The sequence below is a fragment of the Ferrimicrobium sp. genome (assembly GCA_022690815.1).
GTDB lineage: Bacteria > Actinomycetota > Acidimicrobiia > Acidimicrobiales > Acidimicrobiaceae > Ferrimicrobium.
On record JALCZJ010000006.1, the window covers coordinates 1 to 24,825 of the forward strand.

The 24,825-nt window shown below is 57.7% G+C and carries 22 protein-coding genes; 18 read left to right on the top strand and 4 right to left on the bottom strand.

The window, feature by feature from the left end; genetic code table 11:
• Window positions 1-402: DUF2236 domain-containing protein (locus MP439_02860; protein MCI2974999.1), on the bottom strand; the 402-nt coding region annotated here is incomplete at its 3' end.
• Between the two features lie 91 nt (window positions 403-493).
• Here MP439_02860 and MP439_02865 point away from each other — a divergent pair.
• The 11 genes from MP439_02865 to MP439_02915 all read left to right on the top strand — a co-directional run bounded on the left by MP439_02865 (window position 494) and on the right by MP439_02915 (window position 13,635).
• Window positions 494-877 carry a hypothetical protein gene (locus MP439_02865; protein MCI2975000.1) on the top strand — a complete coding sequence of 128 codons (384 nt, stop codon included), beginning with the start codon at window positions 494-496 and terminating at the stop codon, window positions 875-877.
• Window positions 878-934: 57 nt separating this feature from the next.
• Window positions 935-3,400 (top strand): penicillin acylase family protein, encoded by a 2,466-nt coding sequence (locus MP439_02870; GenBank protein MCI2975001.1) that lies wholly within the window; start codon window positions 935-937, stop codon window positions 3,398-3,400.
• Window positions 3,376-3,765: a hypothetical protein gene (locus tag MP439_02875; GenBank protein ID MCI2975002.1), complete on the top strand. Its 390-nt coding sequence runs from the start codon at window positions 3,376-3,378 to the stop codon at window positions 3,763-3,765. The genes MP439_02870 and MP439_02875 overlap by 25 nt, the downstream gene beginning before the upstream one ends.
• 456 nt (window positions 3,766-4,221) lie before the next feature.
• Window positions 4,222-4,440, top strand: coding sequence for a hypothetical protein (locus tag MP439_02880; protein ID MCI2975003.1), 219 nt, complete (start codon window positions 4,222-4,224; stop codon window positions 4,438-4,440).
• A 102-nt stretch (window positions 4,441-4,542) separates the two neighbouring features.
• Window positions 4,543-4,923 (top strand): hypothetical protein, encoded by a 381-nt coding sequence (locus MP439_02885; protein MCI2975004.1) that lies wholly within the window; start codon window positions 4,543-4,545, stop codon window positions 4,921-4,923.
• A 575-nt stretch (window positions 4,924-5,498) separates the two neighbouring features.
• A complete protein-coding gene (locus MP439_02890) occupies window positions 5,499-7,121 on the top strand; it encodes an APC family permease (protein ID MCI2975005.1) in 1,623 nt (540 codons plus the stop codon).
• A gap of 912 nt (window positions 7,122-8,033) precedes the next feature.
• Complete coding sequence (locus tag MP439_02895; GenBank protein MCI2975006.1) at window positions 8,034-9,635, top strand: peptide chain release factor 3; 1,602 nt, start codon at window positions 8,034-8,036, stop codon at window positions 9,633-9,635.
• 173 nt (window positions 9,636-9,808) lie between these two features.
• Window positions 9,809-10,606, top strand: coding sequence for an SDR family oxidoreductase (locus MP439_02900; GenBank protein ID MCI2975007.1), 798 nt, complete (start codon window positions 9,809-9,811; stop codon window positions 10,604-10,606).
• A gap of 227 nt (window positions 10,607-10,833) precedes the next feature.
• Complete coding sequence (locus MP439_02905; protein ID MCI2975008.1) at window positions 10,834-11,310, top strand: hypothetical protein; 477 nt, start codon at window positions 10,834-10,836, stop codon at window positions 11,308-11,310.
• 3 nt (window positions 11,311-11,313) lie between these two features.
• Complete coding sequence (locus MP439_02910) at window positions 11,314-12,837, top strand: MFS transporter (GenBank protein ID MCI2975009.1); 1,524 nt, start codon at window positions 11,314-11,316, stop codon at window positions 12,835-12,837.
• 339 nt (window positions 12,838-13,176) lie between these two features.
• Complete coding sequence (locus MP439_02915; protein MCI2975010.1) at window positions 13,177-13,635, top strand: PaaI family thioesterase; 459 nt, start codon at window positions 13,177-13,179, stop codon at window positions 13,633-13,635.
• Window positions 13,636-14,777: 1,142 nt separating this feature from the next.
• Here MP439_02915 and MP439_02920 read toward each other — a convergent pair.
• Entirely contained in the window at window positions 14,778-15,101 is a 324-nt protein-coding gene (locus MP439_02920) for a hypothetical protein (GenBank protein ID MCI2975011.1), read from the bottom strand.
• A 1,158-nt stretch (window positions 15,102-16,259) separates the two neighbouring features.
• Window positions 16,260-17,195 carry a DMT family transporter gene (locus tag MP439_02925; GenBank protein MCI2975012.1) on the bottom strand — a complete coding sequence of 312 codons (936 nt, stop codon included), beginning with the start codon at window positions 17,193-17,195 and terminating at the stop codon, window positions 16,260-16,262.
• A gap of 204 nt (window positions 17,196-17,399) precedes the next feature.
• Between MP439_02925 and MP439_02930 the strand changes: the two genes are divergently transcribed.
• A complete protein-coding gene (locus MP439_02930; GenBank protein MCI2975013.1) occupies window positions 17,400-18,782 on the top strand; it encodes an NAD-dependent malic enzyme in 1,383 nt (460 codons plus the stop codon).
• A gap of 217 nt (window positions 18,783-18,999) precedes the next feature.
• Here MP439_02930 and MP439_02935 read toward each other — a convergent pair whose 3' ends face one another.
• Entirely contained in the window at window positions 19,000-19,752 is a 753-nt protein-coding gene (locus MP439_02935; GenBank protein MCI2975014.1) for a hypothetical protein, read from the bottom strand.
• A 146-nt stretch (window positions 19,753-19,898) separates the two neighbouring features.
• Between MP439_02935 and MP439_02940 the strand changes: the two genes are divergently transcribed.
• From MP439_02940 to frr, 6 genes are all read left to right on the top strand, one after another.
• Window positions 19,899-20,759 carry a tyrosine-type recombinase/integrase gene (locus tag MP439_02940; GenBank protein ID MCI2975015.1) on the top strand — a complete coding sequence of 287 codons (861 nt, stop codon included), beginning with the start codon at window positions 19,899-19,901 and terminating at the stop codon, window positions 20,757-20,759.
• Window positions 20,760-20,767: 8 nt separating this feature from the next.
• Window positions 20,768-21,529 (top strand): RNA polymerase sigma factor WhiG, encoded by a 762-nt coding sequence (whiG, locus tag MP439_02945; protein ID MCI2975016.1) that lies wholly within the window; start codon window positions 20,768-20,770, stop codon window positions 21,527-21,529.
• 369 nt (window positions 21,530-21,898) lie between these two features.
• Window positions 21,899-22,660, top strand: a complete 762-nt coding sequence (gene rpsB / locus MP439_02950) for a 30S ribosomal protein S2 (protein ID MCI2975017.1) — start codon at window positions 21,899-21,901, stop codon at window positions 22,658-22,660.
• A 57-nt stretch (window positions 22,661-22,717) separates the two neighbouring features.
• The gene (tsf, locus tag MP439_02955; protein MCI2975018.1) at window positions 22,718-23,515 is read left to right on the top strand and encodes a translation elongation factor Ts; all 798 of its coding nucleotides are present in this window, start codon (window positions 22,718-22,720) and stop codon (window positions 23,513-23,515) included.
• A gap of 4 nt (window positions 23,516-23,519) precedes the next feature.
• Window positions 23,520-24,251 (top strand): UMP kinase, encoded by a 732-nt coding sequence (pyrH, locus tag MP439_02960; GenBank protein MCI2975019.1) that lies wholly within the window; start codon window positions 23,520-23,522, stop codon window positions 24,249-24,251.
• A complete protein-coding gene (gene frr, locus MP439_02965; GenBank protein ID MCI2975020.1) occupies window positions 24,251-24,823 on the top strand; it encodes a ribosome recycling factor in 573 nt (190 codons plus the stop codon). Before pyrH ends, frr begins: the two co-directional genes overlap by 1 nt.
• The last annotated feature ends 2 nt before the right edge of the window (window positions 24,824-24,825 follow it).

Consider the following 24,825-nt stretch of genomic DNA (forward strand, 5'->3'; position numbering starts at 1 on the left):
ATCGAGCAGCGAAGGTGGGTTATCCGGGTGAAAACTCAGATAGGCCAAGCTCACTGATTCGACCATCGCATTGTGGACCCAGGACAGCAGGTAAGGGTCGTTGGCCGAAAACGGTGAGCCAGTTTCTGGCACGGCACCATGGACTGGCTCGTGTAGCGTGCGGACTGCGTTGATGGCCGCCTTGACCTCATCGAGTGGAGCGTAAGTGACGGTGTCGATGAAGTCGATCGTTTCATTGAGTCGTCGATCGGGGTGGTCCCCAAAGCGAGAAAACTGGCGAACTCCAGCGAGTGCGCCCGGCTCTAACGCTTGTACCGCCAGCGCGCGGAGCCCGCCGATCAGACCTGAAAAATCGCTGTGCAACCGCCATACTGCGGAGTCTGGGCCAAAGAGAGAATCCATGCCTCTACGTTATCAAAGCTGGGCTCTTACCGATAGCCTGGGTCACATGGTGCGCTCTGGTTGGGTCAAACCCCCGTATCGGGTCAAAAGAGTGCCGTTATGGTTAGGACTCCTCATTTCACTGGTGGCGACGGGCGGCCTCCTGTCCTCTTGTGGGGCCAGCGCTACATCGGATGCAACCCAAGCCTGTGTTCTCGTCCATCGGTCGATTCGACTCTACGATGCATCCAAGGCAACGACTGGAGCTAAGGCGCGTGCAGATCTTGCCCGTGCCGAATTGCTGCTTTCGGAGGCGGTGTCGCCAGCCAACCTGGCTGCTGCGACGAGCACCAACTGGCAGGCGCTCGCCGGCACGCTTGCAGAGTCCCAACAATTACCTGAGTCACGTCTGGTGCCCTCCCTTCAGGCACAGTGCTCATCAGCCGCGACCAGCCAAGGGGAATATGTCGTGCCCTTCAAGTCCTCAGGGCAGTGACTTTTCAAGCTAGCTCTTCTTTGCTATGCTCGGGCGAGTCTTTGGTCAGGGGGAATTGTGAAGTGGCGTGGTCTTGTGGGATTGATCCTCGCTGTTGTCGGGCTCGTCGTACTCGTATTCGTCCAGGTCGAAGGTGTGGCGACCGTCCCGCCGCTTGGCGCGACCCTTGACCCGGCAACCGGCGCGCTCAACGTCGGTGCCAGGGCTGCCCTTCCGACCTCGTCTTCCATTCATGTCGCTGGTCTGCCGGGAGCAGTGACCATCTCGTACTCTGCTCAGGGCATCCCGGACATTCGCGCCGCAAGCCAGCGCGCATTGTGGTTCGCGATGGGCTACCTCGAGGCGAGGAATCGACTATTTGAGATGGATCTGATCCGGCGTGAGGCGTCTGGCCAGCTTTCAGCGGTCCTTGGGCCTAACTACCTGACCTCCGACGTCTTTGAGCTACGTCTTGGACTGTTGAGAACAGCCAGAGCTAACTACGCTGCCTTACCCTCGACAGACCGCACGATCTTGCAGGTCTTTTCCGACGGTGTCAACGCGGCGCGAGCCTACGATATCAGCCACCACCAGCTACCGGTCGAGTTCCGACTTCTCGATTACACGCCGGCGCCGTGGACACCGGTTGATTCGATGTTGGTGCAGGGCTATCTGACGCAAACGCTCGACTATTCGCAGAATCCAGTGGATTATTCGATCCTTGTGGGGCATTTGGGCTACCAGCGGACAATGGACCTTTTCCCGGTGATAGCGAAGAACCCACAGTCGCCGTATGATCCGGGACCGTATCGCGCAACTCATGACATCCCAGTTGACCCGCCGACCACTGTGAGTCCAACCCTACTCGCCTCACTGCAGTCGATCATCCGGACCAGTGCCAAGCTTCTTCCTGGAGAGATCCATTCGTTTTCAAACTCGAACAATTGGGCAGTCGCCGGATCCCGGTCCTCGACTCACAACGCCATCGTCGCTGGTGATCCGCATCTCAACCAGACACTTCCTGCCGTCTGGTACTGGGTCAATGCCCATGCGCCTGGTATCAGCTTTGCTGGGGTGACGGTACCGGGGTTACCGATCATTTTGATCGGGAGGAATCACTCTATCGCGTGGAGCGAGACCGATGTGCAGAACCAATCGACCTTCTTTTACCAGGAGACCACGAGCAAATCACACCCCGGGGACTATTTGCTGCATGGGGCCTGGGTGCCGTTTGGCCATCATAGCTATATCGTCAAGGTCAAGGGCGAGCCGTCACGTCATCTGGTGGTTGACACGACCGTCAACGGTCCGATCATCTCGATTCACGGTGTCAAGGTGGCGGTTGATTGGCTCGGGGCGCAGGTGTCAAAGGATTTTGCCTCTCTCATGGGTGTTCTACATGCTTCGAATTGGTCGCAGTTCAAGGCAGCACTCGCTGAGTGGAGAGCCCCGTCACAGAACTTTGTGTTCGGTGATCGCCATGGCAACATTGGGATGATTTCGGCTGGTTACTACCCAATTCTCAGTGCTCGTGATCCGTGGCTGGTCATGAACGGCGATGATGGAGATCGGATCGTCGGATCGATCCCCTACAGTGCGATCCCCCAGAGCTATGACCCAAAGTCCGGCTTTGTCTTCAGTGCGAATCAGCGACCTGTCACTGCCAACTACCCGTATTACATCGGGACCTCGTTTAACTTTTTTGCTAACGGCTATCGAGCCGATGAGATCCATGCAGTGCTGTCCAAGAAGGGCAAGATCAGTCCTGGCGATGTTGCCCACCTCCAGAACTCGGTGACCGATTATCTGGCGACCCAGCTCGTGCCCTGGCTCGTGCGACAGTTCCGCGATGTCCACGAACCCCCCTCGGTCGCTTTGGCCGTGCAGACCCTGAGTCGCTGGAATGGTTCTATGGGGGCGTCCTCGACGGCAGCAACCATCTGGTGGACTTTCCTTGGCGACGAGATTCACGACACGTTTGGCCCGTGGTTTTCTAGATATCGGGTTCCCGAGCCGGCGGGGAGCTCGCTGGTGGTCAACCAGCTCAACGCGCCGTTGGTGGAGGATCTCCAATACATGGATCTGTCGCAACCATCGAGTCCATTCTTCACCCCACCTGGGGATAGACACTCGGTGACGGCGTCGACGGTAGCACGAGAGGCACTTGGGCAGGCGGTCACGACACTTGCCCGAAAGTTTGGCGTCAATCAAAGCAACTGGCACTGGGACCGACTGCATTTTCGTGAGTTCCCTTCGCTGAGCGGCGTGGCAGGGCTGTCGTATGGGCCGCGGGGATCTTCGGGGGATGCTTGGACCGTTGATGCAGCGGACGGCGATCTACTCTCCGAGGCTGGGCCCAGCTGGCGCATGATTGTTGCGTTCGGAGATCGGGGGTACGCGATCTACCCGGGAGGCCAGTCTGAGAACCCGCTTTCCCCGTGGTACGAGAACCAGATTGCCGACTGGTTTGATGGTCACTATCTTCCGTTCGGGCTCGGTACACAGCCGAGCATTGCCACTTGGATACTGGAGCCATCGTCATGATCCGATCACCATGGGCCGTTATCCTTATCATCGCTGGTGCGCTCATCGCCTATCTTGCCAACGTCATCGGATTGTGGTGGGCCGGTTATCTGATCGGGGTGGTGTTGGCGATCTGGTTGCGACCGAGCCTTGCTGGTGTCGCGGTGCTCCTTGGCTGGGCCGCTGGTTTCGTACAAGGTGCCGTTGGTGCCCATCTCTCTGGGTCGGTTCGTGTCGTTGCCCTCTTGGCGGGACTGCCGGCTGGTCTTGGGTTCCTGTTGGTAGTGATCGCTCTGGTTCTCGCCTTCCTGGAAGGTTGGCTTCCAGCTCTTCTCGTCCGCCGGCTGCTTACGCTCAGGTCGCGGTCAAGGCCGGTCAGCTCCTAACTGGGTTATGGAATTCTAGTACTCAAGGTTCGCTCGATGGTGGCCAAGCGGTCTCGTTGGTGTGCAACGAAAGGCGTCGCGACTGGCATTGTCGAGAAGTAGCCTTAGGGGTTCATGGCTGGTGGCTCACATCACGTGTTAAAGACTCGCCTTGTCGTTTTGGTGGCTGGCTCGTTCCCGCTGCCCACGCAGCTTCGAAGGGTCACCGTCACAGGGTGTGGGTAGAGCATCGATAACGTCGTTGTGGGAGAGATCGAATGTGTGTTTCCCGACACCGCAGGGTGGATCACCCGTTTCGTGCGGAATGGCCCATCAACCTTTGGGAAATGGTTCGGTTTAGCGCATGCGGTGGACGACCGACAAGGTGGGCAAGTTATGGGTAAGGGTATTCAGTAACGGTTGTGGGAGTTGGTTCTTGGTGCGTCCAGCACCCCCAACGGCATTCCCGTGGTTGAGGTGCGATCCGGCGAGAAAGAGTATGCAGCCGAAATAGCAACAACGATCATGGATTCGCATCTTGCTCTTCGAGCGGCACTCCTCACTGGTATCGCTGGTTCCAGAAATTCTGCGGTCAATGTCGGGGACGTAGTACTGGGAGCGTACGTGCTCGATAGGTTGTCGATTCACTTCAATGATCGGGGTTTTCTCTCCCCATACACCGGCGTGGAGATGTAGATTACCTCCTAATCGAACCTGTCGGGCACACTCGTTGGCGGCCCTGGGCAACGTAGCCCAACTTCGCGAGATGCGAAGAGCTTTGGGTTAGGTCCGTCATCGGTGTCGAAGAGCTACGTCTACCTTGAGGACCTCGCCACCTCTGCTCAGCTGATGCGCGATGCAGTTGATGAAGGATCGAATTTGGGTTCCATCCCACTTGCCGCGGCGACGGGGGAGAAGAGGCTCCACGGGGTGCTTCGCAACCGCGTCTTAGTTGGAGTGATCGGCAGCGCCAATCAGTGGACCGAGCTTTTGGCCGATCAAGAGATCCAGAATGCACTAGACAAGACCGATGCCGGCGGGAACGAGGGCATGGGGTTTGCCTGCACGAACGCACGATTTGGGGTCCCGTGGCTGATCGTTCGAGGCATCTCGGATGGCCCGTGGTATCCATCCGCTTACGGTCCACTGGTCGCGCCGCGACGGTTGCTATCGGGTTGATCAAGAACCTTCTTACTCGAATCTCCCCAAAATCAGCCTCGTTGTCGTTGCTGTCTCCCGAGAGCAACGCCGTCAGGGTAGGCTACATCGTCGCGACGAAGGTGCAGCTGAGTTCTGTTGGAACCCCAGAGGCACTGACCTATGTCAGTCGATCTGGTGCGACAATTAGCAAGCCTTGGCCGTTTGCGAGCGAGTATGCGTCGGGTGCCGGTACGGCACAATCTGGATGACGAGCTTCCCTATTGTGGATCGAACCAAGTGTTCCAGGTCCGTGATTCTGCGATGGTGGGCCGGGCATCGTCAGGTGGACAGCCCCCGGGGTAGGCTGAGCGGCCTGGCAGCTACGTCGTCGCAGCCGTAAGCGGTAGGGCACTTGATCGGACAGGGTTTGCCGGGGTATTGGGTTGGTCCTTGCAGAGTGTGTGACGTGTGCCATTGCGGTTCCTCGTGAGGCCAGGGATTGTGAACGCTTTGTGTAGGTCCAGCGATCAACTAGACAGTATTGCACGGGTATGTTATGGTATTCGGTAACGGCCGACTATGGTTGGCTGTTCGGTAACGTACAAGGGGGATATGTGCAAACTGATCAACAAAAGACAGGACGTCTGCGGCGGGAGATGTCCTACCTGGATCTGAGTTTTGCAGGACTCGGTGCCATCATTGGATCTGGGTGGCTGTTTGCAGTGCTCTATGCGGCACAGACAGCCGGACCTGCAGCAATTATTTCATGGGTTATTGGTGGTGTCGCCTGCCTCTTTATAGCGCTCGTCTATGCGGAGCTCTCAGGGTTCCTCCCTGAGGCTGGTGGTGCCACTCGTTATCCGCAATACTCACATGGGCCACTGGTGGGCTTCATCGTGAGTTGGGCGGCCTTCATCGCGTATGCTTCGGTCCCGGCCATCGAGGCTGAGGCGGTAGTCCAGTACGCGTCGCACTACATTAAGGGCTTTGGCAAGACGGTGAACGGGAGTTTCGATGCTCATCAACCCGTCGCCTTCATTGTGGAAGCGGCGCTCTTGGTGGTGTTCTTTCTGTTGAATGTCTATGGCGTCAAGCTCTACGCGAAGGTCAATAGCTTCGTCACGTTCTTGAAATTCTTAACCCCGACGTTGACGATTCTGGTGGTCCTCTTCGTCGCCAAAGACTGGTCGAACTACTCGGCGCCCGCTACCCACGGCTTTGCGCCCTATGGTACGGCCGGGGTGCTCGTTGCAGTGTCGACCGCCGGCATCGTCTTCTCCTTCCTGGGCTTTCGCCAGGCCGTGGAGATGGCAGCAGAAGCCAAGAATCCCCAACGGGATGCGCCTCGTGCGATCCTGACGGCATTGCTGGCCGGTATGGCGGTATACGTGCTGCTCCAGGTCGTGTTTATCGCGGCGGTTCCAAAGGGTGATCTCACTCATGGTTGGGCAGCGCTAAGCCTGAGTTCGCCATTTGCACAGGTCGCGTCCGCGATCGGCCTCGGGTGGCTTGCTACCATTCTCTATGCTGATGCCGTTCTCTCTCCGTCGGGGACTGGGTTGGTTTACTTCGCCTCGACTCCGCGTGTGATTCTTGGGAGTGCGCGCAACGGTTACCTCGGCCGTTCCTGGAAGAAGATTTCAGACAAGACCGGAATCCCGCTCATTCCTACGATTGCAACGTTGATCGCGTCAGCCATCTTTCTGTTGCCGTTCCCGACCTGGCAGGATCTGGTGGGGGTCATCTCTTCTGCGACGGTTTTTACTTACATTATGGGGCCGGTGTCGTTGGCGGTATTCCGGCGTCATCACGGATCCGCACCTCGGCCGTATCGTCTGGGTGGAGCGAGCATCATCTCTCCGATCGCCTACGTGATGGGAGCGCTCATCATTTATTGGAGCGGCTGGGAGACGGTCTGGAAGCTCACCGTTGGCTATGCGATCGGCATTATTATTTACTTGATTGTGTCGGCTGCCCGCCATGATCTGGCCAAGATCGATCTCAAAGCCTGGAAGCAAGGGATCTGGCTCGTCGCCTTCATCGTGGTTTCGCTTCTTGAGACCTACTTTGGGTCGGCGCGCTTTGGCGGTCAGTACAATAAGCTTCATGGCCTCATCCACTACCCTTGGGATCTGGTGGTTGTGATTGTGCTCGCAATCGGGTTCTACTATTGGGGTGTCGCCTCCGGTAGTGGAAGCAAACAAACTGACGAGGCAATCGAACGGGCACAGCAATAATTGTGTAACGTTGGTGGCATCGTGGCGAGTCCCGATGACGGTAGCTCGCTGGTGCCACTGACTTCACCATCTTGGGAGAGTTCATCGTATTGGGCTTAACGGCTTCAGGAGTATAGCGTTTTGTTGTGGGGCTTGATCGGAATCGGTCAAGCCCCATACTCGTGTACTATGCCACCAAGTGTCACTTGTGGTGGATGATTGCTATGCCGGCCTCTTGATCGTGTGAGGAATGGAGCTCGTCTGATGGGATCTTGGACACCGGAATCCTGGCTGTTGGCAGTACCTCGGGGTCGCCGTAGTTACACCATGGTTACCGTTGATATCTGCGATGTTCGGGATGGTGACGATGGCGGTTGATCGGCAAGCCCGGTCGCGACGATAAGGTGCCAGTGCCATCTCGTTCCAGGTTTTGCCCAATGTGTGGCGCTTTGGGCGACCGTGCACCGGGAAGAGACGGGTAGTACGACCGCTCCTGCCTCGTATATGCATGTCATTGTGCCGAGGGACGGACTACACCCCCTCTCCTGGGTGCACAGCGGCGTGTGTCGTAGCTCGCCTGTGTACTGTGACGCTGCGCTGGTATTGGGTCGAGGCGTGGGCTCGTCCGCCTCTGGATCAAAGCATGGACGGGCCGCACCGTTCGGTTGTGCGGGGCGTCGGTTTTCTTTGTACTTCGGATTGCTGATTTCGGAGGATGGTGCTGTTAGCTTGCTCGTCCGGCCAAGGAGAGATATCAGGTGTATAGCGGGTAGAATCTGAGCTTGCTATCGAGGGCTGATAGTGCCGCGACCTGGCAAGGCAAGAGTGGCCGGCCTGGGACTGGCCGGTACTGGCGATAGGTATCGGGCGCCAGATTGCGGATTGTCCGGTGAACGAACTGATGATAACTATGAATGTGGCGGAGTGATGTCGATGGATGAGGCAGACAGGCAGGAGATTCTGACTGAGGCCGCACGGCGACGGACCTTTGCGATCATTAGCCACCCTGATGCTGGTAAGACCACCCTCACGGAGAAGTTCTTGCTCTATGCGGGCGTCATCGCTGAGGCTGGTACCGTCAAGGCCAGGGTGGGGCGGCGTGACACCCGGTCCGACTGGATGGCGATGGAGCAGGAGCGTGGGATTTCGGTCACCTCCACCGCCCTGCAGTTCGAATATCGGGATAGCTTGATCAACCTGCTCGATACCCCCGGACACCGGGACTTCTCGGAGGACACCTATCGGGTGTTGACCGCAGTTGATGCCGTGGTGATGGTGCTCGATGTCGCTAAGGGTATCGAGGCGCAGACACTCAAGCTGTTTGAGGTCTGTCGATCGCTAGGACTTCCGATGCTGACCTTCCTCAACAAGTTTGACCGCCCTGGGAGATCACCGCTCGAATTGCTTGATGAGATCGAAGATCAGATTGGAGTTCGGCCGACGCCAATGACATGGCCGGTAGGCATACCAGGTGAGTTTCGAGGAGTCATCGATCGCGCAACCGGGACGTTCACGCGCTTTGAGCGAAGCGTGCGTGGGAGAACGGTCGCGACCGAGACCCTCATCGATGCCGAAACCGCTGCGCTCGAAGAAGGTCCAGATTGGGTTGGTGCCCTTGAGGAGTGCGCGCTCCTTGATGCGGTGGGAGCCACACACGATCAGCCGAGTTTTCTGAAGGGCAAGACGAGTCCCCTTTTTGTGGGCTCGGCGATGAACAATTTTGGGGTTCGTGCCTTGCTCGACGCAGTGGTCGATCTCGTGCCCTCCCCAAGTCCTCGCAGGTCAGTCGGCAACGAATTGCGCCCCCTTGACGCCCCGTTGGCAGGCTTTGTCTTCAAGATCCAGGCCAACATGGATCCTTCGCATCGCGATCACGTCGCGTTCGTGCGGATCTGCTCTGGCAAGTTTGAACGGGGTGTGACGCTGACGCACGCTGGGACTGGCCGCACCTTCTCGACCAAGTACGCGAGCGCGCTTTTTGGGGCGGATCGTTCAACGATTGAGACCGCCTTCCCTGGCGATGTCATCGGGTTGGTCAATGCCGGCGAGGTGCGTATCGGTGATGCGCTGTATGCGAGTAGCCCAGTCGTCTTCCCTTCGTTTCCACAGTTCGCTCCCGAGATCTTTCGGCGCGTCCGTGTCAAGGATCCGGGGCGGGCAAAACAGTTTCGCAAAGGTCTCGACCAACTCGAACGCGAAGGGGTGCTGCAAGTGCTCCATGAGTTGGATGGGGACCCCCTTCCCGTTCTGGCAGCCGTTGGCGAAATGCAGTTTGAGGTGTTTCACTATCGGATGGAACACGAGTTTGGCGCCATTGTCGAGTTTCTCTCTACCCCGTATCGAGTGGCTCGAATGGTAAGCCCAGACGGAGTTGCTGAGATGGGGAGAATCCCTGGCGTGCGCGTCTTACGCCGGGGTGACGGCACGCTCCTGGCACTCTTTGAAAGTGCTGTACGCCTCCAGACCGTTGAGCGTGATCATCCAGATGTCGACTTTGGGGCGCTCCTCGGATCTGGTTTCCGCTCCTTCAGCTAGACCGAAAACCGGGTTGTGAGAGATCTTGTTGCTGGGAACCCGGTCGTAATATCAGGGCCGGTTTCGTGGTGTGAGCTTGTTGGCGATCTCCGATTGATTGTTACAGGGTCGTTGCTAAGCGTTAGGGTTCGATGATTTGCGTTGATGATGGCGCAATGGAAGTTGGGAAAATAATGACAATCTTGGGTGACTTAGATGGGAAGGTGGCGCTCGTCACCGGTGCAGGATCGGCAACCGGGATAGGAGCTGCGACGGCCTTGGCCCTTGGTGAGCTTGGTGCACGGGTCATGATCACCTCGACGACTGAACGCATTCACGATCGAGTGGCGACCCTGCGTGATCGGGGTGTCGAGGCGGCTGGATTTGTGTCTGACCTGACGGATGCAGATGCGATCGATCTATTGCGCCAGGCGTGTTTGTCGACCTATGGGCCGGTCGATGTCGTGGTCAACAATGCTGGGATGACCTCGGTTGCTCAGGGATCAGACACCGTGGCAGAGGTCGAGTCACTGACGTTGACCGAGTGGCACCTTGGTCTTGAACGCAATCTCGACACCGCCTTTCTTGTGTCGCAGGCTGTTGTGGGGAGGATGAAAGCACGTGGTTGGGGCCGTATCATCATGGTTGCCTCGACCACTGGCCCGGTCAATTCCATGCCCGGGCATGCGATCTATGCGACGGCGAAGGCCGCGATGCTAGGGCTCACCCGATCAATGGCGCTCGAAGCCGCGCCCTATGGGGTGACCGTGAACGCCGTAGGACCTGGTTGGATCGCCACTGGCTCTGCCAGTGAAGATGAGATCGGCTTCGGTCGGGCCGCACCGCTCGGTCGCTCGGGCTTCCCAGAGGAGGTGGCGTCGGTCATCGCGGCCCTTTGTCTTCCGGGGCTGTCCTATCTCACCGGTCAGCTTGTCGTCGTCGACGGAGGCAATTCCATTGTGGAGGCTCGGATCACCGGAACGAGGGCCTAACTCCAAGACGCTTGGGACGGGACAGGTTTGGCACAGCGAGGTTCCACATCGTTACCGTTTAGGCGCTCGATTGAACGGTAGTTGGGAACTTATGCCACAATGCATTTGCCGAAAGACATTTTATTTGCTAATAGCAAATAAAATATTGGTTAGGAACTAGCCTTTGGTTGAGGCGCACAGATGAGGGGTGATGCCGTGAGCCTCAGGGGTTGATGAGAGGGTGACAAATGGGTCGACGGAAAGTGGCGTTCGTGGGTGTCTCGCTCATGGTGGCGAGTGCGGTCATGGCAGCGTGTGGCTCGACGGCGAGCGGAACGATCGAATCTAACGCGAAACCACTCTCATCAAAGACACAGATCCAACGGGCGTTCGTGACCTTCTTTGATGGCACGGCGCCAGCCAGGACGAAGATCAAACTGCTCCAAAATGGGAGCGAGTTTGCGACGGTGATCGACGCGCAGGCACAATCAAGTATTGCTAAGGGCACTTCAGCAAAGGTGTCGAGGGTGACCATCATCTCGCCCTCGACAGCTCGCGTCGTGTACACCATTTACCTCGGTGGGCAACCAGCCCTCAAAGATCAAAGCGGTGAGGCGGTGAAGCTTGGCGGTGCCTGGAAGGTGGGGGATGCCAGCTTCTGCGGTCTGATCTCACTCGAGGGAACGAAGGTGCCGGCGTGCGCGGCATTTGAGAAGAATTCGTAGGCGATGGAGCGTTCACAGCAGCGGTGGGCCCTCGCTGTTCTAAGCGGGGTTCTGTTTCTCACGTTCCTTGACACCACGATCGTCGCCGTAGCACTCGCCCCGATTCAAAGCCATCTTCACGCGGGTGTCGATGAGCTGCAATGGGTTATCGGTGGCTACGCGGTCGCATTCGCCGCATTGATGCTGGTCTTTGGGGCCATCGGTGATCGCTATGGTCGGCGTAAGATGATGTTGGCGGGGCTCATGCTCTTTGTGGCCGGTTCCATCGTGGCTGCATTGGCGCCCTCGCCGCTTGTTTTGATCATCGCTCGAGTGATCATGGGCATCGGGGCAGCTGCTTCGGAGCCAGGTACCCTGTCGATGCTGCGACACCTCTATCCCGAGGAGACGTCTCGAGCTAAGGCGCTCGGCACGTGGGCGGCGGTGGCCAGCTTTGCCCTCGCGATCGGGCCGGTGCTTGGAGGAATCTTGGTTGGTCTCGATGGTTGGCCAACCATTTTTTGGTTTAACGCCGTTGCTGGTGCAATCGCTGTCGGCTTCGCGTTTCGCGTGCTGCCAGAGAGCTTGGACCGTGACGTTGGGGCTATCGACAAGCTTGGGTCCATCGTCGGTCCCGTCGCACTGGCGGTCTTGGTCGTTGGGATCGTTGAGGGTGAATTGAGGGGATACGGAGCACCGATCATCATCGCCTGCTTCGTCGTGGCCTTCGTCGGTGCCCTCGGCTTTGCCTGGACCGAGCATCGGGCTCGTAACCCGCTCTTTCGACTTGGGTTTTTGCGTAATATTCCCTTTAGCGGGGCACTGGTGTTGGCGTTTAGCGTCTACTTCGCTATCTTCGCCATTTTCTTTTTCGTCGCTCTCTACCTCGAGGTGGTCAAGGGCGATAGCGCGTACCTGATCGCTGGCGTGTTTGCGGCCATGATGGTGACGATGATCCTGGCTTCACTGGCATCAGGGCGTTGGTTGCGAGGCACTAACGTGCGCGTGTTCACGGGGCTTGGCGCGTTCTTGGCGGCCATCGGCATCGCCCTCTCCGACTACGCACTCTCGGGCCCGACCCACCCGCTGTTGTTGGCGATTACCCTGGCTATCGCTGGCATAGGTTTTGGCTTCGTGGTGGTTCCGGTCACGAGCATCGCCCTCTCCACCGTGCCCCCAGAACATTCCGGGATGGCCGCGGCTGCTACGAATACCATGCGGGCGCTTGGGATCACGATGAGTGTGGCAATCTTGGGCAGCTTTCTTAATGGTGAGCTGACCGGAGGGCTTTCAGCGAAGCTCGCCCGGCTAGGCGTACCGCCGGTCTTTCGTCAAGTGGTGATTAACGCAGTAGAGACGGGCGGGGTCGCAGGGCACACGGGTGGTGCCGCTAACACCTATGGGCCGATTGTCGATCGGGTCATCAACGCTGCCTATAGCTCGTTTCATGCGGGTTTGACAGAGTCGCTCGTCGTCGCCACTGCACTCATGGTGCTCGGCGGTGTCATATCGTTGGTAACGCGCTCGAGGCATACCCAAGCGCCGTGATGGGACCGATGCTGTCTCGCTGTCACTGACGGAGTGAACCAAGAGGTGCTAGGTCTGCGGCGTTGGTCCGAACGTATGGCTTGAAAGCGTTGTCGAGTTCTTCGATCCTTGTCTGGGGGGCCATTGGTGGGACAACACCCTTTGGCGCCCGTGGGTGCGTTGTTGACACACGGTAAGCGGGGCTCCTTGTGGGAGTCGAGTGACCGATAGGCTGGGTATTTGACCGTTGCTCGGTCAGTGTCTTGTGACGGCACCATAACGAGTGCTCGACGGGATGAGGCCTGAGTGGTGGTGGATGAGGAACGATCGTAGATGACAAGGTGGTGATCATTGGGTGAAGTGAACTGTTTTGCCTGCGGGGCGAAAAACCCCATCGGACTGCACCTGACGTTCGTGACGGGCGAAGGGGTGACTGTCAACATCGATGACGCATCCGAGACTGGTGATGGCATCGTGCGAGCGAGTTACCAGGTCGAGGAGCGCTTCGTTGGGTGGGATGACGTTTTGCACGGTGGTGTCACGGCGACGATCTTGGATGAAGCGGCGAGCTATGTGCCCTACTCTATGGGGTTTGTCACGGTGACGGCTCGGCTTGAGGTGCGCTATGTGCTTCCTATTCGGGTTGGTGAGTTGCTCTCGATCGAGGGCCATTTTGTTGAACGCCGCCGCAACGTGGTCAAGGCAGATTCCAGTATTCGCGATGAGCAGGGGACGTTGCGCGCCAGCGCACAGGCCAAGCTAATGATTCTTGGCCAGCGCGGGGTTGGTGCCGTCGGTGCGAGTGACTTTCTTGCCTAGCGTTCCTAGTCGGAACTCATAGGACCCGGATATCTTCGCATAGAAGGGAAGATATCGTCGGTACTCGTGGTCAAGATAAAAGGCTTTGGCCTCGTATTGGCGGCCTTTGCCCACTGGGTCATTCCTTCATTGAATTCGGTCACACTGTGATGAACACTGCGCTATAGGTACTTGGTGGTAAGGGCTGGGAACCATCTCTCTACCTGGGACATCGGCAGATGAATACGTCGGCGTGAAGTGGAACTGAAATCTCGGGTGGGCCAGTAACCACCTACGGACTGATTCGGTCGTATGGGCCCCGTTGTTGTCAAGGACAGCATGAACGCCTAGCTCCTGGGTACGTTCTTGTCGATGAACTCTAAGAATTGCAATGAACTCCATCGCCCTATGGGTAACCGCCATCTAGGTGATGACCTTTGGCGGTCACGACGTCGAGAGCGCACACAGGGATTACTGATGTCACCCGCGCTTATCCTCGCATCTTCGACGCAGCAAAACCCTTACACCATCGCAACGTATGGGTTTGGTGCGCTCATGCGCGCGTATTTGGGTCTTCTCGTCAACGCGAGAGGTTAATGGTTGTCTCAGGAGGGTTCAAGTAAATCTCAGCAACGTCTTGGACCTTTTCGCATGAGCTTAGGGAACATAAGATGGGCATGGATCTCTCAACCAAGTAAAGTTCTTGACCGAACGGCCGCCATATTCCCCCTACCGTCCAGAGAGACGCCAGCCACGGCTGCCATGGTATTGGTGGACCAATGGGTTGAGGCATCCGGTGGGTAAGTCGTGGTAGTGAGTTCGACGATCTCGCCGATCTTGTCATCCCTGTGGGTTCGCCGAGTCCCAGATCGTGGTGCATCGGCGAGTGTCACTGCCCTATAGAGGGCGAATTTCTTGATTCACTTGTGTACCGCGAAGGTGGAGATAGCCAGCTCCTCGGCGATAGCTTGAAGTTTGACGCCTTCGTTGGCCATGAGGGCGATCTTTGCTCGCATAACTTGAGCTGCTGGGGTAGCGCGCACCTATGAAGGGATCCACAACTCCCAGAAAGCCGAGACCCATCGCCTAACGGTGAAGGATCACTCACCAGCCATCAAGCTCGCCAACACCAAACTCACTACCCCGATCTTCACCTCAGTCCCTTAGAACCCAACCGTTCGCAACGAGGTTGCCACCATCTCCATCTCGGTCCCTATCTTGGCTGAGAGTCCAACCATTGGAGCACTCACCATCTCCCCCCAGATGTCTATCACGTCAGTTGGCATGAACACACCCCAACCGTCCCGAGAAGTCCCGGTGTCACACTCCTTGCAGGCCATGTGAACTGGGTTGGTCAAGGTGGAGGAGCACGCGGTGAGATCGGCCAACTCGTCCCTGGCGATCAAGTGATGCTCAACTGGGGTGAACACGAGACCACCTGGCAGATCATAACCTGACCTTCCCTTTCTCCCAATGCCGTGGCTCACCCACAGCCTTTCACCAACCAGGGTCTCCTAAGCTTGGCTCTCGTCACCTGTGGTGGCCCCTCCTCCGAGGTCCTCGGCGTAGGAGGTTCTTATGCCGATACCGTCAGTTTTGAAGCAGCACCGGTGACGGGGTAGGGTCGGTGCGGCGTGAGTGCGATGACGTCAGACGCGACGGGCTTCAACAGCGCAAAGTTTGTCGCCGGACAGCAGTGAGTTGCGCCTGACGCCAACGTGCTGACGAGTTTGGTGGTTAGACATGCGTAGCTGGCATCTGTTAGTTGAGTTACAGAGGCTGGTGCGGAACGCAAGGACTATACACGACACCCTTTGCAATAGATTTCTCATGAGGTGCCGTAGCTGGTGGCGCATATGAGGGAATACCGTCGCGAACAGCAACTTGCGGCGACCGACTGAGGTATGTGCATCACAGTGGCTCGCGAATTCCTCCCTGAGGGCAGGTAGTGACGTTGCTCCTGGCAGAGTAGCCCTGGCAACATTTGCTGTTCAGTTATGGTTCAGAATTTGGATCATAGAGGGCGAGACTCGCTAAATGAGGCTTCGAATCACGCACTTGGAGGTATGTGTTCGCGGTATAACCAAAATGGGATCTCCAGTCACGGTGTGAACCCTCGATGTCGCCTGGAGCAAGGTCATCACTCAGATGACGGTTGCCCATAGGGTCATAGCGTTCAATTCAGTTGCTAAAGCTCATCGACGAGAAAGTACCCAAAAAGCTGCAGAGTTCACATTGTCCTTAATAACTACGCAGCCCATAAGACGAAGTCGATGAGAGTAAGGTGATTGGCACATCCGAGATTAATCTTCCACTTCAAGCCAACCTCCCTAGGTCTCAGTTTCAGGTGAAGTGTTGGTTCCATGCCCTTGTCACGAAATACTTACGGCGGCGTATCTACTGCAGCGTGAGCGGACTTAACCAAGGGATTATCGAGTGAGCTAAGGCAGATAACAAGAATCCCGAGCGTCGCATCGTAACTAAGAGCAGCGACGAGATCTTCGCTTTCATACCGAGATATCTGGGCCCTATTGTTTCTGAGCAAACTCATGTGTAGAGAGACGGGCGGTCTAAGTCGGACAAAGTGTACCTTTTTGGGCGTGGTTGCTGAACCTGCTCACCTGGTTGACTGACGGTGAATGCCATCAATCGCTTGGTGTCTCGAGTTGACCAACGGGTCCGTGGCGTCGATCGGACCAGGAAAGTCCCACCACTGAGCCCAACACTAGCACGACGCCAGCGATGAGAGCGATTGATGGTCGAAGGTGAAAGAAGAAGATGGATGCGATAGCCGCGGTCAGTGGCTCTAGGGTTCCCACGACGTTAGCGATGAGTGGGGCGATGGTGGCGAGAGCGCTCAGATAGAGCAGAAAGGGAACCGCGGTGCCACCCACGATAACGAAGATGATGAGCCCCAACTCAGGCATGGTGAGGACGGTGGGTGCGTCGAAGACCAGCCAGGGTGCGAGGAAGAAGGACCCGATCAAGAAGGCGCCGGCCACAACGACTTCTGCGTTGTGCTTGGCGAGTAACTCTTGGGGCAAGAGATTGTAGAACGCGGTAAAGACAGCAGAGGTAATGCCCCATGCGAAGCCAGCGATCGGAATCGCAAGGCCAGACGTCGAGCCATCGGTTACCACCAGGAAAACCCCCGCAAGCGCAGCGGCCACCATCATCACCAACAGCGGTTTCGGGGCGGCAAAGCGTCGTAGCGAGATCCAACCAAGTATCAAGACTGGGCTGGTGAACTGGAGCAGCGTGGCCGAGACGGCGGTGCCGTGGGCAATGGCATAAAAGAAGGTCAGTTGCACCCCGTCAAGGGCGACCACGCCAAACACGATGATGGTGATCAACCGTCTACGGTCACTCGTGAAACGCTTGAGTGCCTCGATGCGACCACGCGGCCCAGCCCAGAGCGCGAGCAAGAGACCGGCTCCCCCAACCCTGATGGCGGCGAGCCAGGTGGGGTGTAGGTGATAGTGATTGAAAAGTTCTTGGGCGGCGATCCCTGAAAACCCCCAAAGCACGGCCGCGACGACGATGCCAACGATGCCCCGGTTTCGGTTGAGGAGTGGTCCCACGATGGTGAGTGTAGAGCTCGTGAGCCAGTCTGGTAGCGGATCACACGACACATGCCATAGACGACGTTGGCACATCGGTTTTGTCACCCTATGCGCATAGGCTTTTGGTCTTGATGCATCGGTTGCCAAGTTGATGCCGACCGGGAATTTGCCCTATCCTTGAGGCAGCGCCAGGGTGAGATGTGATGACGGAAGGGTGTGATGGTGGGTAGTCCAAGTGCTTCATTTTCGGTGACATTGCGGGTTGAGATTGCGAGTTCGCGCCTGATTGGTGCCATTACGACGGTCCTCGCAGATGGTGGAGGGGCAATCACGGCGCTCGACACTGTCGAGTCACGTGGCGAGCGTCTCGTCGTCGATGTGACCTGTAACGCGGCCGATGAAGAGCATGCCACACGGCTTCGTGCAAGCGTTGAGGCTATCGACGGGGCGACCGTCCGAGCCATGAGTGATCGCACCTTGCTGTTGCACCTTGGAGGTGTGCTGGCGACGGAGTCGAAGGTGCCACTCAAGACCAGGGACGATCTCTCGATGGCCTACACGCCTGGTGTAGCGCGGGTCTGCTTAGCAATTGCACGTGACCATAGCGCAGCGAGGAACCTGACCATCAAGCGAAACAGTGTTGCCGTGGTCACCGATGGTTCCGCGGTACTTGGCCTTGGAAATCTCGGACCCGAGGCGGCACTGCCGGTCATGGAGGGCAAGGCGGTGTTGTTCAAGCGATTCGGGGATGTCGATGCCTGGCCGGTTTGCTTGGCCTCCCAGGCTGTCGATGACATCGTCCAGGCTGTCCAGATGATTGCGCCGGTATTCGGGGGCATCAATCTCGAAGATATCTCGGCGCCTCGATGCTTTGAGGTTGAGCGCCGTCTGCGCAAGCTGCTCGATATCCCGGTATTCCACGATGATCAACACGGGACGGCGATCGTCGTTCTTGCAGCCCTGCTCAATGCCTTGCGAGTGGTGAACAAGAGCCTGAGTGAAGCCACGGTGGTGGTACTTGGTGTTGGCGCCGCCGGCGTCGCCATTGCAAAGCTTCTGATCGACGAGGGTGTCGGCAACCTGATCGCCGTCGATCGCGACGGCATTCTCGACTCTTCGATAACCGATCTCGACGAGAGTAGGCTTTGGGTTGCTGAGCATTCGAATCCTACGGGGCTACAGGGCGATCTGCATTTGGCGTTGCAAGGTGCGGATGTGGTCATTGGGGTGTCGGGCCCGAACCTGATCACGGAGAATGACCTACGGATGATGGCCCCGGATCCCATCGTCTTTGCACTCGCCAACCCAGACCCAGAGATTGATCCATCGGTTGCGCGTAGGATCGCGACGGTGGTGGCGACTGGGCGCAGCGATGAGCCAAATCAGATCAACAATGTCCTGGTCTTCCCGGGATTCTTTCGCGGGCTGTTGGATGCTGGCGCGACAAAGATCACCGCCAAGATGGAGCTTGCTGCCGCACGAGCACTCTCAGCCATTGTGACCGAGGATGAGCTGTCGCCGGCCTATATCGTTCCGACGGTCTTTAACCCTGCGGTCGCGCCGACGATCGCTGCAGCAGTCGAGGCGGCCGCAAAGGCCGAGTAGCTGGCTCGCTGAAGGTCAACAGTGGCGATTCCCAGTAGGCAATGTCCCTGCCTCTGTCGCAGAGTCCGCTAGCGCGACGATTGGGCGGTGTCGCCCGCAACGTATCAAACAGGGCAGTATTCAACAGGTCAGTAGCAAAAGCGCAGCATCAAGCAACACAACGTTGACAAAAGAATGGCAACGGTTCAGGGTCGATGAGACAGGGTCATCGGCTGGCTTATGGGCAGCTGTAGCGAGCGACCGCGGCGATGAAGCGCCTGTGCAGATGGATGGTGCCGTTGCGGTAGGTGAACTCCAGCGACTCCATCGCGGCTGGTGGTTGATCGGGAACGGAATAGTCGATACCGGTGAGCCCCACGACGGTAAATGCCGTGCCGTGGACGAACTGGGGGCCTTGGGTGTAACAGTCGACGGTCGAGAGCACCGGCCCGGCCGCCGTATAGCTCGACTTCGACGTAGTGCCGGGTGCGCTTGGCACTGCTCGTGCCTGTTGGTCACCGGGTAACAGGTTGGCGAAGTACAGCGCACTGGTTGGCGAGTCGTGTTGGAAAGGGCTTGGTGGAAGCTTGACCAATGTTTCAAGCAAGCGTGGCTGTACGCTCGTCGAGCCCGCGGGTGGTTCAAAAGCCCAGATTCCATTGGGAAGAGCCGCTTCGTTGACACCACACGCCGCTGTGAGCAGTGCAATCGGTGTTGAGGGAGTCAGGACATAGCCTAGGACCGATCCTTTCTCGACAATCTTGCTGCCTTGGGAGACGTGGCAGTGGGGCGAGAGGCTTGGATACCTCACGTTCGACCAGTCGACCTTGGCAAATTCCTTGGCTGCAATCCGATCGGCGGCCGTGGTTGGGGTCGGTTTGAGCGCAGCGATGGGTCTGGCACTCTCCGGTTGCGCGTTGGCAGAACCACAGCTAGCTAGCATTGCGGCACTCGCGATGAGGAGGGGAGTTAGGGTTCGTAGTCGAAGCACGGTTACCAGGCTAACCCGTCGATCTTGGCGTCTTGGCTGCACATCTTGGATCGGCGCCAAGGCGTAGTTCAGCTTACCGGCGATACGACCATCGGAGTGCATGGTTGCTGACCGGAGCAGCAGTCGGTGCGAGTAGCGTTGTCGTTGTGGGAGATGGTGACACCTGGAGGTTGGACGACTACGGCTTGTCGATCGCGCATCTCTCGGCGTCAACTATCCATCGATACCGAACGAGTTTGGATTGGTTTATCCGTGAGGCGGCGTTGCTCGGCGTCGACAGCCCTGGACAGCTTGACATTCAACGGATTCGGCGTCTGGTCTCGAAAAGACAGGCATCAGGCATCGCCCGTGCAACTATTCGCACCGATCTGGCCGCCCTCTCGTCGTACCTTCGATTCCGAGATGACCTCAATCTCGCCCACCTGCGCCTAGCTCTGACGAGACCCAAGAATACGAATGGGCAGCACCTACCACGCACTCTCGATGTTGCCCACGTAGTGGATACTCTTGAGCGGTTGGCAAACGATCCTTGTCTCAGTCGTCTCGATTATGCCGTCCTCGAGACACTCTACGACGCTGGGTTGCGCGTGGGTGAGTTGGTACAACTCGACATTGATGACGTGAACTTCGCCGACGGTCGCATCCATGTTCGACACGGTAAGGGTGACAAGCCGCGGATCGTCCCCGTGGCTGAGCGCTGTTGTGTCGCCTTACAGCAATACCTTGGCACCCGCTCGGATACCTCGCAAGCCCTGTTCCTGGGAGCTCGTGGCTCGCGCTTGGGGGTGCGAACGGTGTATCGCATCGTAGATCGCTACTTCCCCGGTGCACACCCGCACCTCTTGCGGCATAGCTACGCAACCCACCTACTTGAGAACGGCGCTGACCTGAGGAGCCTTCAGGAGCTTCTTGGGCACGCTAGACTATCCACAACGGAAATTTATACCCATGTGAGTCACGAGCGCTTGGCCCAGGTCTATCGTGAGTTGCACCCGCGTGGGAAGTAGGGGTTGTGATGCAGGGTGATGCCGACTTAGACAAGCTGTGGCATAGCTATAAGGAGACTGGCGATCAGGCATTGCGCGACCGTCTGCTGGTGGCGTATTCTCCTTTGGTGCGTTTTGTGGCATCGAGGGTTGCCATCGGTTTGCCCAACTCCGTTGATCAAGGGGATCTCGCAAGCTACGGTACCTTTGGTCTGATCGACGCCATCGAAAAGTTCGATCTCGAGCGCAACATCAAGTTCGAAACCTACGCCATTACCCGTATCAAGGGTGCGATTATCGATGAGTTACGCGCCATTGACTGGGTTCCCCGTTCGGTGCGAGCCAAGGCCAAGGCCGTCGAGCATGCCTATGCCAAGCTTGAGGGCAAGCTTCACCGGAGTCCAACCGATCATGAGGTCGCAGCTGAACTCGAGATCGATGACGCGGAACTCCAGGCTATTTTCTCCAAGATCTCCTTTCTCGGAATTGCCGCCCTCGATGAGGTCGTGCTTGGCGGGGAGCGCGGAGAGGGCATGACTCTCGGCGATACGATCGCTGATCGCAAGGAGAGCGCGAACAGCTCCTTCGAACAGGAAGAGACCCGTCGCATGTTGGTCGACGCGATCAATCGGCTCGGGGATCGCGAGAAGATGGTGTTGACGCTCTATTATTATGAGGGCTTCACGCTGGCTGAAATTGGCGATATTCTTGGGGTAACCGAGAGCCGGGTATGTCAGATCCACTCCAAGGCGGTGCTCCAGCTACGCGGCAAGCTTGGCGATGTCGGCTGAGGCGCCAGGCTGCGGTGAGGTTGCCAGTTGGTGACCTTGTGGGTCGAGCTTCGGTGGTGAGGAGTGCTCCCAGGTCGAGGTGACGTCGTTTTGAAACCGGTATCGTCGTTGTCTTGCACCGAGCGCCGCTGTGGCGCAGGCTCTTGCCACCGTTGTCGTGGGTGTTATCGCCTCGCATTCAGGGTCTGTTGGGGCTCGTGTTTGTACCAACTGGTCAGTCGATGATCATTTGTTCCTCGGTGGTGGCTGGGTGGTGCGCTCATGCGATTAGGATTGTCAAGGCTCAATTTTGAGTAAGTAACGAGAGCGCCCGACCCACGGTCGGCGTATGTCGCGAGGGTGCTCTTTAGTTCAACCGATGGGAGGAACATGCCTGATAAGCCATTAGTTACCATGTCTCAGCTTCTTGAGGCCGGTGTCCATTTCGGCCATCAAGCCAAGCGCTGGAATCCGAAGATGAAGCCGTTTATCTTCGACAAGCGCAACGGGATCTATCTTTTAGACCTGCGCCAGACGTTGCAGGGGATCGACGAGTCGTTTCGATTTGTCCGTTCCCTCTCGACACGCGGAGGCAACGTGCTCTTCGTCGGGACCAAGAAGCAGGCCCAGGATGCCATCGCCCAGTATGCCAAGATGGCGGGTATGCCCTACGTCAGTCATCGCTGGCTTGGCGGTATGTTGACCAACTTTCCTACGATCGCTTCACGGGTACGCAAACTTCAAGAGTACGAGCAGATGAAGGCTCAGGGTGACTTCGAGGCAATGCCGAAGAAGGAGGCGCTGCTGTTGCAGCGAGAGCTCACCAAGCTTGACCTCAACCTTGGTGGTATCCGCAACATGACGAGACTGCCCGACGCGTTGTTCGTCATTGACACGGTGAAAGAACATCTTGCACTTACCGAGGCGGCCCGTCTCGGAATCCCGGTGATCGCGGTCGTGGATACCAACTGCGATCCTGAACTCGTCGATCACATTATGCCTGGTAACGACGATGCGATCAGGTCGTGTGAGCTTTTCACTCGGTTGATGGCCACAGCCATCATCGAGGGTAAGTCAAAAGCTGGGGGTGCCGAACCGGTTGCGGCCCCCGTTGTGAACCCCTCGCTCGCTGGCGCTGAGCCGGTTGCATAGGACTGGCTTCAACGAACACGTTGGGTGAGCCAAGAAATCAGAAAGGAAGGCCAAAGAGTGGCTGAGATTAAAGCTGCGGACGTACAGGCGCTGCGACGGTTGACAGGTGCCGGGATTCTCGACGCCAAGAAGACCCTCGAGGAGACCGGTGGAGATGCCGAGCGAGCTGCTCAATTGCTTCGGGAACGAGGAGTAGTGTCAGCGGCGAAGCGGTCTGATCGTGAAAACAGCGAGGGTGCAGTCGCACTCTCCATGGTCGATAGCCGAGTTGGGGCACTTGTCGAGCTTAAGTGCGAAACCGACTTCGTCGCCAAGTCAACCGACTTTGTTAACACCGTCAACGAGATTGCTGGTGCGGTTGCCGAGCGGGGCGAAGCGGTGGTCGATGAGTTCGCCGAGATGATCGCCTCGCTTACCGTTGCCCTCAAGGAAAACATCTCGCTTGGCCGAGTGGTCCGCCTGGAGGCAGGCGACGGAGAAGAGGTGTCAGGATACCTGCATGTGCAGGCTGATCGTGGTGTCAATGGGGTCCTGGTCCAACTCAAGGATGGCTCTAAAGAGCTCGCGCACGATCTGGCACTTCACATCGCGTTTGCCAAACCTACCTACTTGGCGATCGAGGACGTTCCGGCGTCGGTTGTGGCTCAGGAGCGCGAGACCCTCGAGACCATGACGCGAAACGAGGGCAAGCCAGAGGCGGCGCTCGAAAAGATCGTCGCTGGGCGCCTTGATGGTTTCTACAAGTCGATCTGCCTCTTGGAACAGCCGTTCGTCAAAGACGAAAAGCATCGAGTTCGTGAGGTTCTCGGGAAGGCAACGCTCGTCGCATTCGCGCAACTTGTCGTTGGCGAGTAGCCCGATGCCTTCGCCGCGGGTGGCAAGCGATCGGTGCCGAGTTCTCCTGAAGATCTCGGGTGAAGCACTCGGTGACGCATCGAAGGGTCCCCTCGATGCATCGGTGCTCAACCAGCTCGCCCAAGAGCTTGTAGGTCTTCGTGAGGAGCTTGGCGTCGAGATCGCATTGGTGGTCGGCGGGGGCAACATCTGGCGTGGCACCCATGGGGTAGACATGGGAATCGACGCACCCACGTCGGACAATATCGGCATGCTCGCCACGGTCATGAATGCGTTGGCCCTTCAAAGTGCGATCGAGGCTCTTGGCCAACCTGTCCGTCTCCAAAGTGCGATCAACATGGCTGAGTTAGCGGAGCCCTACATCAGGCGTCGTGCCATTCGCCATCTTGAGAAGGGCCGGATCGTGATCTTTGCGGCCGGGACTGGTAATCCGTTTTTCACGACCGATACGGCAGCGGCGCTCCGCGCGGCTGAGATCGGTGCCCAGATCATGATGAAGGGTACACATTCGGGGGTCAATGGAATCTATTCCGCAGACCCGCGTCTTGACCCGAGCGCTACGAAGTATGATCATGTTGGGTACATGGATGTGATCGCCAGAGATTTGAACGTCATGGATATGACTGCCGTCACGTTCTGCAAGGACCATGACATCCGGGTGATTGTCTTTGACGTTACCAGTCCCGGCAACATCGCCAAGGCATGGCGGGGTGAGATAGGAACGGTGGTGGATTGATGGCTGAAGAGGTTGATACTGACGCGGTAATTGCCGATACGAAGACGAAGATGGCCAAGGCGCTTGAGCATACCGAGGAAGAGTTCGCATCGGTTCGAACGGGTCGAGCCAACCCTGCGCTCGTCGAGCACCTCGTAGTTGACTATTATGGGGCGCCGACGCCGCTGATGACCATCGCGGGGGTCACGGTCTCCGATGCTCGCACCCTAGTGATCAACCCGTATGACCGTTCGAGTCTGGGCGCTATCGAGACCGCCATACGCAACTCGGATCTTGGTGTCAACCCCACCAACGATGGTGCCACGATCCGCATTACCCTCCAGCCGCCGACGGAGGAGCGACGCAAGGAGCTCATCAAGGTTGTGCGTGCGCGTTCAGAGGAGGGCAAGGTGGCGATACGAGCTATCCGGCGCAGCGCCCGTCATCAGTTTGAGGTTTGGCAGAAGCAAGGATCGTTGACGACCGACGATTTGACTGACCTTGAGAAGGAGCTCGAGCAGTTAACATCGCACTATATCGCTGGGCTTGACAAGGCATTGGAGAGCAAAGAGCGCGATCTTCTTGAGGTCTAAAG